Consider the following 15,986-nt stretch of genomic DNA (forward strand, 5'->3'; position numbering starts at 1 on the left):
CTTCGCGCCGAGCACGCCCTGGTGCGGCGAGCGCACGACGAAGCCGTCGATCGTCACGTCGTCGTGCTGCACGTTGAAGCCGTTCTTGCCCGCCGGCGGCTCCACGACGACGCTGCCGGGCGTCGCGGCGGCGAAGGTCACGCCCGCCGTGCGCGTCTCGATCTCCTCTGCGCACGCGCCGGGCTTCACCATCGCGACCTCGCCGTACGCGAGCATGCGCGCCGCGCGCCCGATCGTCCGCCACGGCGTCGCCGGCGAGACCGCCTCGGCCTTGCTCCGCGTGTCGTCGCCCGCCGCGCAGTCGACCCAGTAGGTCGCGCCGCTGCCCGGCGCCGGCGCCGGCACGGGCAGCGCGTCCGGAATGGCGTCCGCGAGCCGGGCGCCGCGGTGGAAGCCGAGGTCGGCGACGCCGGCGTCGAGCTCGGCGTCGCGCCGCGTGCTGCCCCCGATGTCCTCTGCGGCGGCGACGGAGCCCGCGTCGACCGCGGGGCTCTGCGCCGCGTCGCCCGCGGCGAGCTGCTGCAGCGAGAAGTCGTCGTCGAGGAAGCCGTCCGGGCCGCCGAGGACGCCGTCCGCGCCCGCCGGCTGCGTGAACAGCGGATCCGCGACGACGTTCCCCGGACCGAGCGCGCTGCCCTCGGGGAACACGAGCTGCCCGCTGCCGAAGATCAGGTTGTGCCGCACGTGCGGCACCGCGCCCGCGCCGACGCGCAGCCCGATCGGCTCGTTGAAGGCGAGCACGTTGTCGCGCACGTCGACCGCGACCTCGCGCAGGAAGATCCCGCCACCGCTCGCGCCGCCGTTGTAGGCGACCGTGTTGAAGGCGAGCGTGGTGTCGAGCTGCGCACCCGCGGCCTCGCCCTCGACGACGATGCCCCAGGTGCCGGTGTCGTAGACCAGGTTGTTGCGCACGAGCGACGGCGCCGAGCGCTCGAGTTCGATGCCCGCCTTGCCGGACGACGCCACGACCACGGAGTCGATCTGCACCGAGGCCGAGCCGACGACGCGGACCCCGGTCCCGCTCTGCGCGACGAACGCGCTGCGCAGAACGCGCAGGCCGTCCGCGAGCTCGGCGCGCAGGCCGGTCGCGCCGCCGCGCACCGCGATGCCGTCGACGACCACGTCACGGTGCCGGACGTCGACGCCGACCGCCCCCGCGGGCGGCTCGAGGAAGACGGATCCGAGCCCCTCGTCCGCGACCAGGCTCACCGCGTCGCACGCGGTGCCGACCGACTCGGGATACGTCCCCGGCCGCACGCGGATCGTGTGGCCCGGCTGGACCTGGCGCAGCGCGTGGTCGATCGTTCGCCACGGCGTCGCTGGCGACAGGGCCTCGAGCGGACCGCGCGTGTCGTCGCCGGCCGCAGCGTCGACGTAGAAGTCGAGCGCGTGCGCGGCGGCGGCGCTGAGCAGCCACGCGCCGGCGAGCGCGGTCGCGAAGACGGTAGCGAAGACGGTGCAGCGAGGGGAGCGTCGTGTCTTGACCAAGGCGATGACCTCTCGAGCCGCCGCCTCGCGAGCAATCCACTTGCCCGCCCGAGCACGCGACGTGTGCACCCGTCGCAGACGCGAGTGTGGACTCTTGCCCCAGAGCGCCGCCGGAAAGCCGCGATGGATCCGAGCCGCATGCTGCGGTGGGGAAGAACGTCCCATTTCGCTGCGCCGCGTCTCCGGATCGCGCAACTTCGTCAGCGTCTCGCGCCCGCAAAGCAGTGTGGAAAGATGCCCTATGTGTCTGCGCGCTTGCGAAGGCGTTTGCGCGGCGACGCGGTTGCGTCCCCGCCCACGCGGCGGCATGACACCGCTCGAACGATCGAACGCTCGAACGGCGAGGTGACGCATGGCCATCCCGGCAGCCACGATGCACCCCGAGACCGCGGTCCGCGCGCGCTACGAGGCGGCGGCCAAGGTGAGGGAGACGGCGCTCTGCTGTCCCGTCACCTACGACCCGCGCTTCCTCGAGCTGATCCCGCAGGAGATCCGCGACAAGGACTACGGCTGCGGCGACCCGTCGGCGTACGTCCGCGAGGGCGACACGGTGCTCGACCTCGGCAGCGGCGGCGGCAAGATCTGCTACATCGCGGCGCAGATCGTCGGCCGCAAGGGGCGCGTCATCGGCGTCGACTTCAACCCGGAGATGCTCGCGCTCGCGCGGCGCTACCGCGGCGAGATGGCGAAGAAGCTCGGCTACGACGTGGTCGAGTTCCACCGCGGCCGCATCCAGGACCTCGCGCTGTCGCTCGACGCCGTCGACGCCTGGCTCGCGAAGAACCCGATCACGAACAGCGACGACCTCGCGCGCTTCGAGCAGATGAAGGCGCAGCTGCGCAGCACGCAGCCGATGATCGAGGACGAGTCGGTCGACGTGATCATCTCGAACTGCGTGCTGAACCTGGTCGAGGAAGGCGCGCGCGAGCAGCTCTTCAGCGAGATGTTCCGCGTGCTCAAGCGCGGCGGCCGCGTCGCGATCAGCGACATCGTGTCGGACGAGCCGGTGCCCGAGGAGATGAAGCGCGACCCGAAGCTCTGGAGCGGCTGCATCTCGGGCGCCTTCCAGGAGGCGGAGTTGCTGCACGCGTTCGAGCGCGCGGGCTTCCACGCCATCACGATCGAGAAGCGCGACGAGAAGCCGTGGCAGACGATCCGCGGGATCGAGTTCCGGAGCGTCACCGTCACCGCGCGCAAGGGCAAGCAGGGCCCGTGCTGGGAGCGCAACCAGGCGGTCATCTACAAGGGGCCGTGGAAGAAGGTCGAGGACGACGACGGGCACGTGCTGCTGCGCGGTCAGCGCGTGGCAGTGTGCGACAAGACCTTCCGGATCTTGACGGGCGAGCCCTACGGCCGCGACGTGATCCCGGTGCCGCCGCTCGAGGAGATCCCGCTGTCGCGCGCGAAGCCGTTCGACTGCAACCGCAACGACGTGCGCGACCCCGCGGAGACCAAGGGCAAGCGCTACCGGAAGACGACCGCCGCGCCTGCGGCGTGCGCTCCCGGCAGCGGCTGCTGCTGACGCGTCAGCGACGCGCAGCCCGCGCGCGCCTCGCCGACCTGGGAGCGGATCGCGTCGCGCTCGCGCGGGACGTCCGCCCAAAGATTCCCTCGGGCCAGACGGGCGCCTCGCCGGGACCGGGCTTTCGCCATCCCTCCACCACCGCGACGGCGCGGCGCGACCACTCGATGGTGGCCTGCAGATGCTCCCAGACGAGCCCGAGCGCGAGCACGCTCAGCGCGAGACGCTGCGGAAAGGGCCCTGCGCCGGCGCGGTAGTCCTCGGCCATGCGGCGCAGCGCCTCCTGCTGGATCAGCGCCCCGTCGCCGATCGCGCGCAGCGTGCCGAGCAGATCGGCCTTGCTGCCCTGCTCGGCGAAGAACACCTTGAGCAGCGGCTCGGATTCGAACCACACCTCGCCGCCCGGCGCTGCGAGCCACTCGCGCAGCGCCTTTCGGCCCTTCGGCGTGATCCGGTACACGGTGCGCCGCCGCTCGCCGCACTGCTCGCGGCGCGCCGCCGCGTGGCCGCCGGCCACGAGGCGCTTCGCCTCCGCGTAGAGGTTGCTCTCCGCGCGCGGCCAGAGGTGGCTCAGGCTGCGGCGGATCTGCTTCGCGAGCTCGTAGGTCGACCAGGGCCGCACGGCGAGCAAGCCGAGGATCGCGAACGAGGTGACGGTGAGCGGGCGGTCGTCGCGCATGGTCGCTGCCCTACCCTGATTGACTTACTCCTGTCGAGAGCATAGCCGCCCCTCCTGACAGGAGTAAAAGCACGAGGAGCACGACGATGTCCGATGCCGAGGTCGTCATCCGCCGCGCGACGCGACGCGAGATCCCCGAGGTCGAGGAGCTGTCGGTCGCGGCGTACGCGCAGTACCGCAGCGAGGTGCCGGCCTCGGTGTTCGAGGGCTACGTCGCCGACCTGCGCCGTCTGTCCGACTCCTGGCAGGAGGCCGAGGTGCTGGTCGCGGAGGTCGCCGGAAGGATCGACGGCAGCGTGCAGTTCTTCGCCGACGCGAGCACGGAGGGGCTCGGCCTGCCGCAGGGCTGGGCCGGGTTCCGCAAGCTCGCGGTGCACCCACGCGCGCGCGGCCGCGGCCTCGGGCGACGCTTGACGGAGGCCTGCCTCGACGGCGCCCGCGCGCGCAGCGCGCCGACGGTCGGCATCCACACGGCGTCGTTCATGCGCGCCGCGCGGAAGATCTACGAGCAGATGGGCTTTCGGCGCTGCGCCGAGTTCGACCTCAGCGCGGCCGACCTCGGGCTCGGCGAGGCCGGCGCCGAGGTGGGCGTCATCGCGTACCGGCTCGACGTCGCGCTCTGATCCGGCCCGTCACGCGCTCACTGCACGTAGCCGAGCTGGCGAAGCTTCTCGAGCTCGTCGGCGTCCACCTCGCGGGGCTTCGACACCCCCGCCGCTTGATCGTGCGCCTCGACGAGCCGCCGCTTGTACTCCACGAGCTTCTCCGCGAGCGCCGCGTGTCTCGCGTCGCCGGGGCGGTAGAGGTTGCGCCGCTCCTCCGGGTCGCTCGCCAGATCGAAGACCTCGAAGCCGAAGCCCCCGTCCTCGCGCCTGCGGTACTTCGCGACCACGTCCCCGTCGCGCACCGAGACCCAGATCTCCTCGATGCTCGTCGTCGGGAAGTAGCTCCCGAACAGCAGCCAGCTCTCCTGACCGCGCTTGACGACGTCGCTGCGGACCTTCGGCGTGTGGCCGAACGCCAAGAGCCGCGGCGCCTCCGCCTCGCCACGCACGGCCCGCGACAGGTCGACGCCCGTGACGCCCGGATCGCGCACCGGGACGCCGGCGAGAGCGGCGATCGTCGGAAGGACGTCGATCGCGCGCGTCACCGCGGGGAAGGCTCCCGGCCGCGCGCCGCCGCCGCGGATCAGGAGCGGCGTGCGCAGCACCTCGGGCGCGAGCTGGAAGTCGTGCGACCACGGGAAGAGCGCGTTGTCGCGGTAGAGCACCTCGCCGTGGTCGGCCGTGAAGACGATCAGGCTCTCGTCGTCGAGGCCGCGCGCGTCGATCGCGTGCACGACGCTGCCGAAGAGCTCGTCGAGGTACGCGACGTTCGACACGTAGAGCAGCTCGACGACGCGGACGAGGTCGCGCACGTCGTCGTCCGTCAAGCCAAGACGCCTGCGCGTCCCGGGGAAGTCCTTCTGCAGCGCGAGCGTGGCCTGGTAGGTCAGCGCCAGGTGCTTGATCCGCTCGTCGGTCAAGCCCGCCGTGAGCGCCGCGGTCTGCTCGGGAAAGCGCGCGCGGAGCTCGGCGATGCGGTCCTTGTACGGGTAGTGCGTCACCGTGAAGTTGGTGACGACGAGCGCGCGGTAGCTCGGGTCGCGCGCGACGCGGTCGAGGATCTCGAGCAGACGCGGGTCGTCGCCCGACAGAGGCTTGCGCGACAGGTTCTGCCGCGGAACGCCCTGCGCGTAGCTGAGCCGCGGCGAGGCCATGCCGTGGTCGGCCCAGAAGTGGACGTCCCAGCCGGCCTCGGCGAACGCCTCGGTGATCGTCGTGACGTCGTCGGGAAGGCGGAGCGGATGCGCGAAGACGCGGTGCCCGTCGGCCTCGCGGCCGGTGAGCAGCGCGGCGTACGCGGTGCCCGACTGGTCGGCCTCGCTCTGGTTGCGCAGGAAGACCGTCGCCTGCTCGGCGAAGCGCGCGAGGTGCGGCGTGTAGAAGACGCCCGCGCGATAGGGCGCGAGGTGATCGGCGTTGACCGTGCACGGCGCGTACAGCACGACCAGGCGCGGCGCGCGCGGACGCGGCGGTGCTGCGTCGTGCGTGACCGCCGCGAGCCGTGACGCGACGGGGAACGCGACCTGGGACGCAGACGTTCCCTCCATCCGCGGCCAGGCGCGTGCGAGCTTGCGGTGGACCCACAGCGTCGCGAGGTGGCCGCGGTAGACGACGACGAAGTCGTCGAGAAGCCCTTGACGCCGCAGCGAGTTGACGACGGAGGTCTCGCTGTTCGTCCGGTAGAGCAGCGCGATCGGGCGGACGCCGAGCCGCTCCGCCACGCGCAGCTTGTCCGGCCCGATGTAGAGCGCGGGGCGCTCGCCGTACCAGGAGACCTCCTCGGTCCACGACGTCGCGATCACGCCGTTCGCGGGGAGCCGCTCGCGGATCGCGCGGAAGAGGAACGTGTCGTTGCGCAGCTTCGCCAGCGGCGTGGCAGGCTTCGCACCGATCGCCGCGATCGGCTCCGCGGGCTGCGGAGACGCATCGCCCGCGGGTCCTCGACCGTAGTGGCTCGATTCATCGCTCGCAGCGCCGCCGGTCGCTTGTTCGGCGGCGCGGGCGTCGTTGCCTGGAGCCGGCAGGGCGATCGGAGGCAGCCCGAGGAACGGAGACACCGGGATGCCGACGAGCGGAAGGAAGACGCGTGGCAACGCCCAGCGAACCGGGAACAGCAGACCGACCACGACCGCCGTCGCGACCGCGCCGCGCAGCACCCTGGCGGGCCGAGCGACCGACACGAACAGCGTCCACAGCGCGCCGAGCGAGAAGACGTACAGCAAGGGCGCGAACGACAGATAGAACCTGCGCTCGTGGTGGGTGACGGTGAAGATCGCGGTGCGGATCAGGAAGGCGAGCACGAGCGCCACCCAAGGCCGCACCGCCGGGTGACGGACGGCGAGCAGATACGCGCTCCCGACGACGAATGCCGGCACGAGCCAGGCCGTCCATTCGCCGAAGACCGTGTCCCACCGGGCGAACGGCCAGACGAAGTCCGGCAGCTTCGCGAGAATGAGGTCGCTCTTCTCGCGCAGCGCCGGCCAGAATCCGACGTACTCGTGGGAGCGGTACGGGTCCGCGGTCCCCACCTTTCCGAACAGGTTCCGATCGATGCCGACGAACGCGATCGGGTCGCCGAACGAGATCGAGTTTCGCCCGACCCAGAAGACGATCGGTACGGAGAACCCGAGCAGCATCCAGAGGAGCTGCCTTCTGCCGACCCGGCCCCGACCGACGAGCACGACCAGCCCGGCCGTGATCGCGAACGACAGCAGGTCGTAGCGCTGCAGCACGCCGAGCCCCGAAACGAGCCCGAGCCAGATCGGCCGTCCGATCGCGTGCTTCCCGGTCGGACGCGCACCCTCGTCGAGCGTCGCGACCAGCGCGAGCATCGAAGCGACCAGGAAGAACGCCGCCCCCGTCTCGAGCAGACCAAGGCGTGCCATCACCATCTGCGCCGAGTTGGTCGCGAAGGCGATCGACGCCGCGAGCGCGGGCGCCATGCCGAACAGGCGCGCGCCGAGCAGGAGCGTGGTCACCGCGGTCGCGACGAAGAAGAACCCGTGGACGACGTCGATCGCGACCTTGCTCGCGCCGAGCACGGGAAAGACCGCGCCATAGACGAAGGGGATCAACGGGAAGCGCGCGATGTTGGGCCACGGTGGATCGGTCGACACGCCGTGCGCCCGGAACCACGCCAGCAGGTAGGGATAGGCTTGCAGCGAGGTGAAGCCCTCGCCGCGCGCGATCTGCCGGCCCATCTCGGCGTAGTGGTAGGTGTCCGGCACGACGAAGAGCTCGAGGCCGGGCGGGATCGTCTTCTCGAGCCAGACGAAGACGACGACGGCGAGGACGAGCGCGATGGCGAGCGGCGACTTCGCGATCCCGGGCGCGCCCCTCATCCCCTCCTCCCATTCCGGACGGCTCGCGCGCGCCCCTCTTCGCCACCGGGTCGAGCGTGCACGATTCGCGAACGCGCCCGCGCGTCGCCGTCCGCGAACGCACGGACGCGGGAACGCGCAAAGGTGCAGAGCCTCCCCATGACGCCTCGAGCCGAATTTTTAGGAGCGTGCGCCGCTGGAGATCAAGAAAGAATTTTTTCTAACACCGCCCACGCGGCTCGCCGCGAGACGCGCCTCGGCGCGGCCAAGCCGGATGGCAGCGTCGCTGGTCCGGATGGAGAAGAATCTTGCTTGCCGAGCGCGCGCCGGTTCCATCCTGCGCGCGGCCCAGCCTTCCGCGCTCCAACCGACCACGTCCTCCGGGCCAAGAACCAACCAAGCCCGTGGAGAAGACGATGTCGTACCAGCGATTGGGGGGCGTCGGCCGGATCGTCCTGCTCGCCGTGGCGGCGCTCGCCGGCGTCGCGGAGGCGCAGGCGCAGCGCGGCGTGCAGGTCGTGCCGAGCGGCGACGCGATGGAGGCGCGCGGCTTCGACGGCCAGCACATCTACGTGCTCCCGAGCCTCGACCTCGTGGTCGTGGGCCACGGCCGCTACGTGAAGGACCCCGGCCCGCCGATCGCGGATCCGTCGCTGTTCGAGCGCTACCCGTCGGTGGGGCTCGTCCCGGGGCGCGGGACGACGCCGCCCGACCCCTGGGACACGCGCCACTTCCTCGGCAGCATCGTGGACTCGATCGTGAAATGAGGGAATCCTGCGTCATGGCCAAGACGATCCCCACTTCGGAACCCTACGCCTGGCCGTACGACGGCGACCTTCGTGTCGAGAACACGGCGCTGCTCGTCATCGACATGCAGACCGACTTCTGCGGCAAGGGCGGCTACGTCGATCTGATGGGCTACGACATCACGCCGATGCGCGCGTGCATCGAGCCCATCTCTGCGGTGCTGCGCGCGATGCGCGAGCGCGGCTTCACGATCATCCACACGCGCGAAGGCCATCGCCCCGACCTGTCGGACCTGCCCGAGAACAAGCGCTGGCGCTCGCGCCAGATCGGCGCCGGCATCGGCGATCCCGGCCCGAAGGGGCGCATCCTCGTGCGCGGCGAGCCGGGTTGGGAGATCATCCCCGAGCTCGCGCCGCTGCCCGGCGAGTCGATCATCGACAAGCCCGGCAAGGGCTCGTTCTACGCGACCGACCTCGAGATGCTGCTGCGCTTGCGCGGCATCCGGAACCTGGTCTTGACGGGCATCACGACCGACGTGTGCGTGCACACGACGATGCGCGACGCGAACGACCGCGGCTTCGAGTGCCTCCTGCTCTTCGACTGCTGCGCGGCGACCGACATGGGCAATCACCGCGCGGCGCTGCACATGATCAAGATGCAGGGCGGCGTGTTCGGCGCGGTCGCGGACTCGCGAAGCTTCCTCGAGGCGATCGCGTGAGCGGCGCGCGCGCCGGGCGTGCACGCGGGCGCGGTGCGTTGGCGGCGTGACGAGCTGGTCTGCCGATCCGGACGCGCTGCGCGACCGCATCGCCGTGGTCGCCGGCGCGACGCGCGGGGCGGGACGCGGCATCGCAGCGGCGCTCGGAGAAGCCGGCGCGACGGTGCTCTGCACCGGGCGCAGCAGCCGCTCGCGCGCGCTGCGCTCCGACTACGATCGCCCCGAGACGATCGAGGAGAGCGCCGAGCTCGTGACCTCGCTCGGCGGCGTAGGCATCCCCTTCGTCGTCGATCACCTCGACCCCGCGCAGGTCCGTCGACTCGCCGAGCAGGTCCGCGATCGCTTCGGCCACATCGACGTCGTGGTGAACGACATCTGGGGCGCGGAGGAGCTCAAGGGCGGCCCGCCCGACTGGAACAAGCCGATCTGGCAGCACGATCTCGACAAGGGACTGCGCCTCCTCCGCCTCGCGATCGACACCCACCTCGTCACCTCGCATCACCTGCTGCCGCTCCTGATCGAGCGCCCGGGAGGCCTGCTCGTCGAGGTCACGGATGGAACGCGCGACGACAACGCCTCACGCTACCGGATCTCGACGTTCTACGACCTCGCGAAGGTGGCGGTGAATCGGCTCGCGTTCTCGGCGGGACACGAGCTCGCGCCGCACGGCGCCACCGCGGTGGCGATCACGCCGGGCTGGCTGCGCTCGGAGATGATGCTCGACAATTACAAAGTCCGTTAGGACAACTGGCGCACTGCGAACGCGCCGCCGGGATTCGCGTCCGGCGCTCAGCGCTGGATCGTCGGTCCCTGCGGGCACGCCGAGAGGAACTCCGGGACCGACTCGTGCACGTACGGCAGGTTCTCGAAATTACGGTCGCCGGGCTTCGACTGAATCATGTAGGCCCAGTGGCTCAGCGTCCCGCCCAGCGCCGGAGCGGTCATCTGGTTGACCATCGTCCACTGTCCGCCCTTGCGCACCATGGTGCCGAGCGGCGTGTTGATCACCTCGCCGGTCGTCGCGTCGTACATGGTCATGTGGACGCGGCCCTCCGGCGTGACCTGCCCGAGCACGAATTGACAGGACGTGAACTGCAGCTGCGACAGCTTCACGCCCACGATCCCGGTGAAGTAGCCGTTGAAGTAGTCCGTCAAGTGAAAGACGGTCTGGCCGCGCGCGACCGCGAACGTGTTCGATTCGGTGTTGTGGTAGACCGAGTAGATCCCGTTCTGCGGCACGATCCAGTAGGTGTCCTTGAACCAGGCCCACCGGTTGTAGTCGAAGACCGGCTCCCGCGTCGGTAGCGGCGTGACCGGCGTCATGGTGGGTGCGTCATTCGCCGCCGACGACGGAGGGACGGCTGCGGAGCCCACCAGCATCGCGAGCGCGAGCACGAACGAGAGCGAACGGGTTCGAATCATGTGAGCCTCCCAGGCTCTTTACGACCGAACGGGAGGCGTACTTGAGAAAAATTCCCTCCCACTCAGGGCGTCAAGCGCCACACGGAGTTCAGCGTGGCGCCCGATGGCTCGAGCGCGGAAACTCGTCTGGGCATGTCCCGCGACGCGGCCTTGTCAAGCACAATACAGCGAGGAAACGCGCATGCCGTCGCCACCGGTGTCACGCGTGACGGCTCGCGACCCGTGCCGAGCGCAGCCTAGAACCCATACACTTTCGCGAGCTCCGGGTCGCTCTCCGCGAGCTTCTTCGCCAGATCCACCATCACCTGGCACTGCTTGAACGTCGCGTCGTCCTGCATCTTGCCGTCGATCATCACCGCACCCGTGCCGTCGCCCATCTCGGCGATGACGCGCTTCGCCCACAGAACCTCCTCGGCGGGCGGGCTGAACACGCGGCGCGCGATGTCGATCTGCACGGGGTGCAGGCTCCACGCACCGACGCAGCCGAGCAGGAAGGCGTTCCGGAACTGATCCTCGCAGGCGACCGTGTCCTGGATGTCGCCGAACGGACCGTAGTACGGCAGGATGCCGTACGTGTTGCAGGCGTCGACCATGCGCGCGAGCGTGTAGTGCCAGAGGTCCTGCTGCACGGCGGGACGCGGCGCGTCGGGGTTCGCGGGATCGGGATCGGCGCGCACGACGTAGCCGGGGTGACCGCCGCCGACGCGCGTCGTCTTCATGCGTCGCGACGCGGCGAGGTCCGCGGGGCCGAGCGACAGACCCTGCATGCGCGGGCTCGCGGCGCAGATCTCCTCGACGTTCGCGACCCCGGTCGCGGTCTCGAGGATCGCGTGCAGCAGCAGCGGCTTCTTGAGACCGGCGCGCGCCTCGAGCTGCGCGACGAGACGATCCACGTAGTGGATGTCCCACGGCCCCTCGACCTTGGGGATCATGATGACGTCGAGGCGGTCGCCGATCTGGGTGACGAGCTGGATCAGGTCGTCGAGCACCCACGGCGAGTCGAGGCTGTTGACGCGCGTCCAGAGCTGGCAGTTCCCGAAGTCGGTCTCGCGCGCGATCTTGATCAACCCCTCGCGCGCCGCGACCTTGCGGTCGCTCGGGACCGCGTCCTCGAGGTTGCCGAGCAGCACGTCGCACTTCTTCGCGAGGTCCCCGACCTTGGCGGCCATCTTCGGATTGCTCGGGTCGAAGAAGTGGATCATCCGCGACGGGCGGAACGGGATCTCGCGCGGCGGTTGCGGCGCGCCGATCGCGAGCGGCTTGAAGAAATCCTTCGGGCTGCGCATGGCTTCGACTCCTGCCGTCGATGGTGAGCGCGCAACGATACCAACCCGACGAGCGCGCAGGAAGGTGAGTCCGACGAACCGCGCCGACGCCTCGCGACCGTTGCGCTGCGCGCAGCGAGGGCGATGGAGCGTCGGCGTCGTTGCGCTATACGGGATCCGATGGCGAGCAAGAGCATTCGATTCGGTGTCACGCTGCCGCAGATCAAGCGCTCCTGGCAGGAGGCGCGCGACGCGGCGCTCGAGATCGAGCGTCTCGGCTTCGACTCGGCGTGGGTTTGCGACCACATGTATGGCGTGCCGATGCCGAACCTGCCGATCTTCGAGGCGTGGAGCGAGCTCGCGGCGGTGGCGGCGATCACCGAGCGCGTCGAGCTCGGCACGCTGGTCACGCCGCCGTTCTTCCGCAACCCGGCGGTGCTGGCGAAGCAGCTCGCGACCATCGATCACATCTCGGGCGGACGCGTCATCGCCGGGCTCGGCGCGGGCTGGTTCTCGTCCGAGTTCGAGGGCTACGGCCTGCCCTTCCCTTCGGTCCGCGAGCGACTGCGCGCGCTCGACGAGACCTGCGAGATCTTGACGCGTCTCTGGACCGAGCCGAGCGTCACGTTCGCAGGCAGGCACTTCAAGCTGCAGGACGCGGTCTGCGAGCCGAAGCCGATCCGGCGCCCGCCGATCCTGATCGGCGGCGGCGGCGAGCGCGTGCTGATGGGCATCGCCGTCAAGCATGCGCAGATGTGGAACAACCTCGCCGCGTTCCAGCACGAGCTCGCGCGCAAGGTGGAGGCGCTCAAGCGCCGCTGCGACGAGCTCGGCCGCGACTTCGACGACATCGAGGTGTCGCAGCAGTGCGTCGTCGTGATCGCGCCGGACGACGCGGCGGCGCGCGCCGCGCTCGAGAAGGCGGGACGCATCTACGGCGGCCACATGGGCGCCGCGCTCGAGGAGCACGGCATCTGGGGCACGCCGCCGCAGGTGATCGAGCGCATCGAGCGCCACGTGAAGCTCGGCTGCCGCGGCTTCGTCATCGAGTTCTTCGGCCGCGACATCCGCGAGCCCGCGCGGCTCTTCGCCGAGAAGGTGCTGCCCGCGTTCCGAGCTGCTAGCTGACCCGACCATGAGCGCCCAGACCAAGATCCAGGACCTGCTCCGCGCCCCGTCGCTCGACTGCGCGGCGATCGCGGAGGTGTTCGAGAGCGCGACGCCGCCCGAGCGCGTCGCCATCACCGAGTCGATCGACGGCGCGACGCAGGCGAAGCTCTGGGAGGCCGCCGAAGGCCGCGGGGTGACGATCGAGGAGATGGTGCCGCGCTCGCTCGGACCCCTGCGCCCGGTGATCTTCCACGGCAAGAACTCGCTGCCGGCGTTCACGCGCTTCCAGAAGCGCTTCTGCCGTCCGTCGTCGCTCGAGCGCGACGAGCTCTGGGGCTACAACTACCAGCCGACCAAGTGGCTCGCGCCGCTCACCGGCCCCGGTTACTTCGTCGCCTACGACTCGCCGAACGCGCTCGGCAGCGTCGCCATCGACTACACGCGGATCCCGCCGGCGAAGCCCGCGGGGTGGCCGGAGATCGTCGACAACACGTTCCGGCTGTCGCGCTTCATCTACAACGGCACGATCGACTACCTGCGCCGGGTCTCGGAGCATCTGCTGATCGGCCGCGCGACGCGCGCCGGCAAGGAGATGCCGAACTACTTCCTGCTCTGCCGCGAGGATCCGACCTGACGCCCCGACCGACGCGAAGCTAGGAGGACGCGCATGACGACGCTCGCCGCCAGCGGCCCGAATGCGGAGCAGATCCGCTACTGGAACGAGCTCGCCGGTCCGCGGTGGGTGAGCTTCCAGGCGGCGCTCGACGCGCAGCTTGGATGGCTCGGCGAGCGCACGATGGACCGCGCCGCGATCGCGAGCGGCGAATCCGTGCTCGACGTCGGCTGCGGCTGCGGCGCGACGTCGCTCGAGCTCGCGCGGCGGGTCGGCCCCACCGGACGCGTCCTTGGCCTCGACATCTCGGGGCCGATGCTCGAGGTCGCCCGCGAGCGCGCGCGCGGCGCCGGCGCAACGAACGTCTCGTTCGCGCTCGCCGACGCGCAGACGCACGCGCTCGAGCAGGCGGCGTTCGACGTCGTCTTCTCGCGCTTCGGCGTCATGTTCTTCGCCGAGCCGACGGAAGCCTTCGCCAACCTGCGGCGCGCGCTGCGCGCGGGCGGACGGCTCGCCTTCGTCTGCTGGCAGGCGCTCGCGAAGAACCCGTGGTTCGCCGTGCCGCTCGCCGCGGTCGCGCAGCACGTCACGCTGCCGCCCCCGCCGGCGCCGGGCGCACCGGGCCCGTTCGCCTTCGCCGACCCGGAGCGCGTGCGCGGCATCCTCGACGGCGCCGGCTTCGCCGACGTCGCCTTCGAGCCCGTCGTCGAGACGATCACGCTCGGCGCGCCGGGCAGCACGATCGATCAGGCCGTCGACTTCATCCTGCAGATGGGTCCGGCGGGAGCGGCGCTGCGCGAGGCCGGCGGCGACGCCAAGGAGCGCGTCGTGCCCGCGGTGCGCGAGGCGCTCGAGCCGTACGCGGGTCCGCACGGCGTGCGCCTCGAGTGCGCGGCCTGGATCGTGACGGCGCGCAACGCCGGCTGAGCGCGGTCAGGTCGCGCGTCCCGCGGCGCGCGGAATGGAGCGAGCACGGGCGCCCCGGCACGCCGGGCGCTTACCCTTCGCTCACTCGATGTACCCGAGCGCGCGCAGCATGTCCTGCGTCCGCTCGTCGAGCTGCCTGAGATCGGTCTTGCCCGTCCCCTTGTAGCGCGGCGTCTCGCGCAGCCACGTGGCGAGCGTCGTCTCGAGCTCGGCTGCGATCTCGGGATGCTCGGCGCGGACGTCGCGCTCCTCCTTGGGGTCGCGCGACAGATCGTAGAGCTCGAGCTCCTTGCGTCCGAGCCAGGCGCGATCCCCCGCGGCGCGCAGGTGGACGAGCTTCCACGCTCCCTTGCGCACCGAGAGCTGCGACGGCGTGAGCTTGCCCGACTCCATGAAGACGTAGCGCGGCCCGCCGTCGCGCGCGCCGTCGAGCAGCGGCACGAGGCTCGTGCCCTGCACGCCCTCCGGCACGGGCACGCCGGTCAGCGCCAGCACCGTCGGCATCAGGTCGAGCAGCCCGACCGGATGCTCGACGACCCGGCCCGCCTCGAGCCGTCCGTCGAGCACAAAGATCATCGGGATCGCGGCGTTGCTCTGGTAGGGCACGTTGCCGTGCTCGAGGTAGTAGCCGTTCTCGTCGAGGCTCTCGCCGTGGTCGGCGGTGAGGATCACCAGCGTGTCGCGCAGGACGCCGCGCTCCTTGAGCGCGGCGAGCAGCCGACCGAGCTGGTCGTCGAGGTAGCGCACCTCGCGGTCGTACTGCGTCTTGTAGAAGCCGAGGTCGTTCGACACCTCGCCGGTCGCGGGGTCGATCTGCAGCTGGTAGCGCGGCAGCGCCTCGACCGGCACCGGCTGCGACGCGTGCGCGCCGGCAAAGAGCTTCGCGTACTCGGGCGGCGGCACGTACGGCCCGTGCGGGTCGATGTAGTGGAGCCAGAGGAAGAACGGCGTCTCGCGTCCGCCGCCGAGCTCGTCGAGCACCGCGAGCCCCTGATCGGTGACGCGCGTCGCGTTGGTGAAGCGCTTCACGAGCCCCGGCCGGTTGCGGAAGACCTCGCTGCCGGTCTGGCGCAGCGCCTCGTCCGCCCACGACTCGACGAAGCGGTCGAAGCCCTGATCGAAGCCGAAGTTTTTTCCGAGATTGACGTTCGCGACCACCGCACCCGTCGCCCAGCCGGCGGCGCGCAGCGCTTCGGCGAGCGTGACGTGCTCCTCCGGCAGCGGCCGTCGCGGACGGAAGCGGATGCCATTCGTCCGCGGCTCCTTGCCGGTCACCATCGCGGCCATCGCCGGCCAGGTCTTGGGCCACGGCACGGTGACGTCGGCGAAGCGGACGCCGCGGCCAGCGAGCGCGTCGATCGTCGGCGTCGTCGGCAGCCGGTAGCCGTACGCGCCGACGCGGTCGGCGCGCAGCGTGTCGACGGTGATCAGCAGGACGTTGGGCCGCGCGGGCGCCGCGCGGGCACCGCCGCGCTCGCACGCGGCGAGCGCGACGCCCACGAGGAGCGCGACCAGGCAGACGGCGCGGCTTGCGAGCGAGAGCGGATGGCGCGTGGCGGACATCGTTCGG

13 protein-coding genes and 1 pseudogene are annotated in these 15,986 nt (G+C 70.9%); 8 read left to right on the top strand and 6 right to left on the bottom strand.

Annotated features, from left to right (window positions below; translation table 11 throughout):
* Positions 1-1,488: right-handed parallel beta-helix repeat-containing protein (locus VIS07_02675; GenBank protein HEY8514398.1), on the bottom strand; the 1,488-nt coding region annotated here is incomplete at its 3' end.
* Positions 1,489-1,840: 352 nt separating this feature from the next.
* On the opposite strand from VIS07_02675, the gene VIS07_02680 reads away from it, so the two are divergent.
* Positions 1,841-3,010 (top strand): methyltransferase domain-containing protein, encoded by a 1,170-nt coding sequence (locus VIS07_02680; GenBank protein HEY8514399.1) that lies wholly within the window; start codon positions 1,841-1,843, stop codon positions 3,008-3,010.
* Positions 3,011-3,014: 4 nt separating this feature from the next.
* On the opposite strand, the gene VIS07_02685 is transcribed toward VIS07_02680, so the two are convergent.
* Positions 3,015-3,689 carry a helix-turn-helix transcriptional regulator gene (locus VIS07_02685; GenBank protein HEY8514400.1) on the bottom strand — a complete coding sequence of 225 codons (675 nt, stop codon included), beginning with the start codon at positions 3,687-3,689 and terminating at the stop codon, positions 3,015-3,017.
* An 86-nt stretch (positions 3,690-3,775) separates the two neighbouring features.
* Between VIS07_02685 and VIS07_02690 the strand changes: the two genes are divergently transcribed.
* Complete coding sequence (locus tag VIS07_02690; protein ID HEY8514401.1) at positions 3,776-4,312, top strand: GNAT family N-acetyltransferase; 537 nt, start codon at positions 3,776-3,778, stop codon at positions 4,310-4,312.
* 17 nt (positions 4,313-4,329) lie between these two features.
* Here VIS07_02690 and VIS07_02695 read toward each other — a convergent pair whose 3' ends face one another.
* Complete coding sequence (locus VIS07_02695) at positions 4,330-7,635, bottom strand: sulfatase-like hydrolase/transferase (protein HEY8514402.1); 3,306 nt, start codon at positions 7,633-7,635, stop codon at positions 4,330-4,332.
* A 395-nt stretch (positions 7,636-8,030) separates the two neighbouring features.
* Here VIS07_02695 and VIS07_02700 point away from each other — a divergent pair, with 395 nt between their 5' ends.
* The 3 genes and pseudogenes from VIS07_02700 to VIS07_02710 all read left to right on the top strand — a co-directional run bounded on the left by VIS07_02700 (position 8,031) and on the right by VIS07_02710 (position 9,815).
* A complete protein-coding gene (locus VIS07_02700; GenBank protein HEY8514403.1) occupies positions 8,031-8,381 on the top strand; it encodes a hypothetical protein in 351 nt (116 codons plus the stop codon).
* A 14-nt stretch (positions 8,382-8,395) separates the two neighbouring features.
* Positions 8,396-9,079 carry an isochorismatase family cysteine hydrolase gene (locus VIS07_02705; GenBank protein HEY8514404.1) on the top strand — a complete coding sequence of 228 codons (684 nt, stop codon included), beginning with the start codon at positions 8,396-8,398 and terminating at the stop codon, positions 9,077-9,079.
* Between the two features lie 46 nt (positions 9,080-9,125).
* A pseudogene (locus tag VIS07_02710) lies at positions 9,126-9,815 on the top strand (SDR family NAD(P)-dependent oxidoreductase).
* Between the two features lie 53 nt (positions 9,816-9,868).
* Here the strand turns inward: VIS07_02710 and VIS07_02715 are convergent.
* Both VIS07_02715 and VIS07_02720 read right to left on the bottom strand, forming a co-directional pair.
* Positions 9,869-10,501 (bottom strand): hypothetical protein, encoded by a 633-nt coding sequence (locus VIS07_02715; GenBank protein ID HEY8514405.1) that lies wholly within the window; start codon positions 10,499-10,501, stop codon positions 9,869-9,871.
* Positions 10,502-10,737: 236 nt separating this feature from the next.
* The gene (locus tag VIS07_02720) at positions 10,738-11,787 is read right to left on the bottom strand and encodes a CoA ester lyase (GenBank protein HEY8514406.1); all 1,050 of its coding nucleotides are present in this window, start codon (positions 11,785-11,787) and stop codon (positions 10,738-10,740) included.
* Positions 11,788-11,946: 159 nt separating this feature from the next.
* On the opposite strand from VIS07_02720, the gene VIS07_02725 reads away from it, so the two are divergent.
* Genes VIS07_02725 through VIS07_02735 form a run of 3 tightly spaced genes read left to right on the top strand, consistent with a single transcriptional unit; the run spans position 11,947 to position 14,416 of the window.
* Positions 11,947-12,894: a TIGR03560 family F420-dependent LLM class oxidoreductase gene (locus tag VIS07_02725; protein ID HEY8514407.1), complete on the top strand. Its 948-nt coding sequence runs from the start codon at positions 11,947-11,949 to the stop codon at positions 12,892-12,894.
* 7 nt (positions 12,895-12,901) lie between these two features.
* Positions 12,902-13,510, top strand: coding sequence for a hypothetical protein (locus VIS07_02730; protein HEY8514408.1), 609 nt, complete (start codon positions 12,902-12,904; stop codon positions 13,508-13,510).
* 33 nt (positions 13,511-13,543) lie between these two features.
* Complete coding sequence (locus VIS07_02735; GenBank protein HEY8514409.1) at positions 13,544-14,416, top strand: class I SAM-dependent methyltransferase; 873 nt, start codon at positions 13,544-13,546, stop codon at positions 14,414-14,416.
* A gap of 81 nt (positions 14,417-14,497) precedes the next feature.
* On the opposite strand, the gene VIS07_02740 is transcribed toward VIS07_02735, so the two are convergent.
* Positions 14,498-15,979: a sulfatase gene (locus VIS07_02740; GenBank protein ID HEY8514410.1), complete on the bottom strand. Its 1,482-nt coding sequence runs from the start codon at positions 15,977-15,979 to the stop codon at positions 14,498-14,500.
* Positions 15,980-15,986: the final 7 nt, after the last annotated feature.

The organism is Candidatus Binatia bacterium, assembly GCA_036563615.1.
In the GTDB taxonomy this organism is placed as follows: Bacteria; Desulfobacterota; Binatia; order UBA12015; family UBA12015; genus DATCMB01.

Coding starts and splice junctions, on each gene's coding strand:
- VIS07_02680 (HEY8514399.1), top strand. CDS start 1,841: ATGGCCATCCCGGCAGCCACGATGCACCCCGAGACCGCGGTCCGCGCG.
- VIS07_02685 (HEY8514400.1), bottom strand. CDS start 3,689: ATGCGCGACGACCGCCCGCTCACCGTCACCTCGTTCGCGATCCTCGGC.
- VIS07_02690 (HEY8514401.1), top strand. CDS start 3,776: ATGTCCGATGCCGAGGTCGTCATCCGCCGCGCGACGCGACGCGAGATC.
- VIS07_02695 (HEY8514402.1), bottom strand. CDS start 7,635: ATGAGGGGCGCGCCCGGGATCGCGAAGTCGCCGCTCGCCATCGCGCTC.
- VIS07_02700 (HEY8514403.1), top strand. CDS start 8,031: ATGTCGTACCAGCGATTGGGGGGCGTCGGCCGGATCGTCCTGCTCGCC.
- VIS07_02705 (HEY8514404.1), top strand. CDS start 8,396: ATGGCCAAGACGATCCCCACTTCGGAACCCTACGCCTGGCCGTACGAC.
- VIS07_02715 (HEY8514405.1), bottom strand. CDS start 10,501: ATGATTCGAACCCGTTCGCTCTCGTTCGTGCTCGCGCTCGCGATGCTG.
- VIS07_02720 (HEY8514406.1), bottom strand. CDS start 11,787: ATGCGCAGCCCGAAGGATTTCTTCAAGCCGCTCGCGATCGGCGCGCCG.
- VIS07_02725 (HEY8514407.1), top strand. CDS start 11,947: ATGGCGAGCAAGAGCATTCGATTCGGTGTCACGCTGCCGCAGATCAAG.
- VIS07_02730 (HEY8514408.1), top strand. CDS start 12,902: ATGAGCGCCCAGACCAAGATCCAGGACCTGCTCCGCGCCCCGTCGCTC.
- VIS07_02735 (HEY8514409.1), top strand. CDS start 13,544: ATGACGACGCTCGCCGCCAGCGGCCCGAATGCGGAGCAGATCCGCTAC.
- VIS07_02740 (HEY8514410.1), bottom strand. CDS start 15,979: ATGTCCGCCACGCGCCATCCGCTCTCGCTCGCAAGCCGCGCCGTCTGC.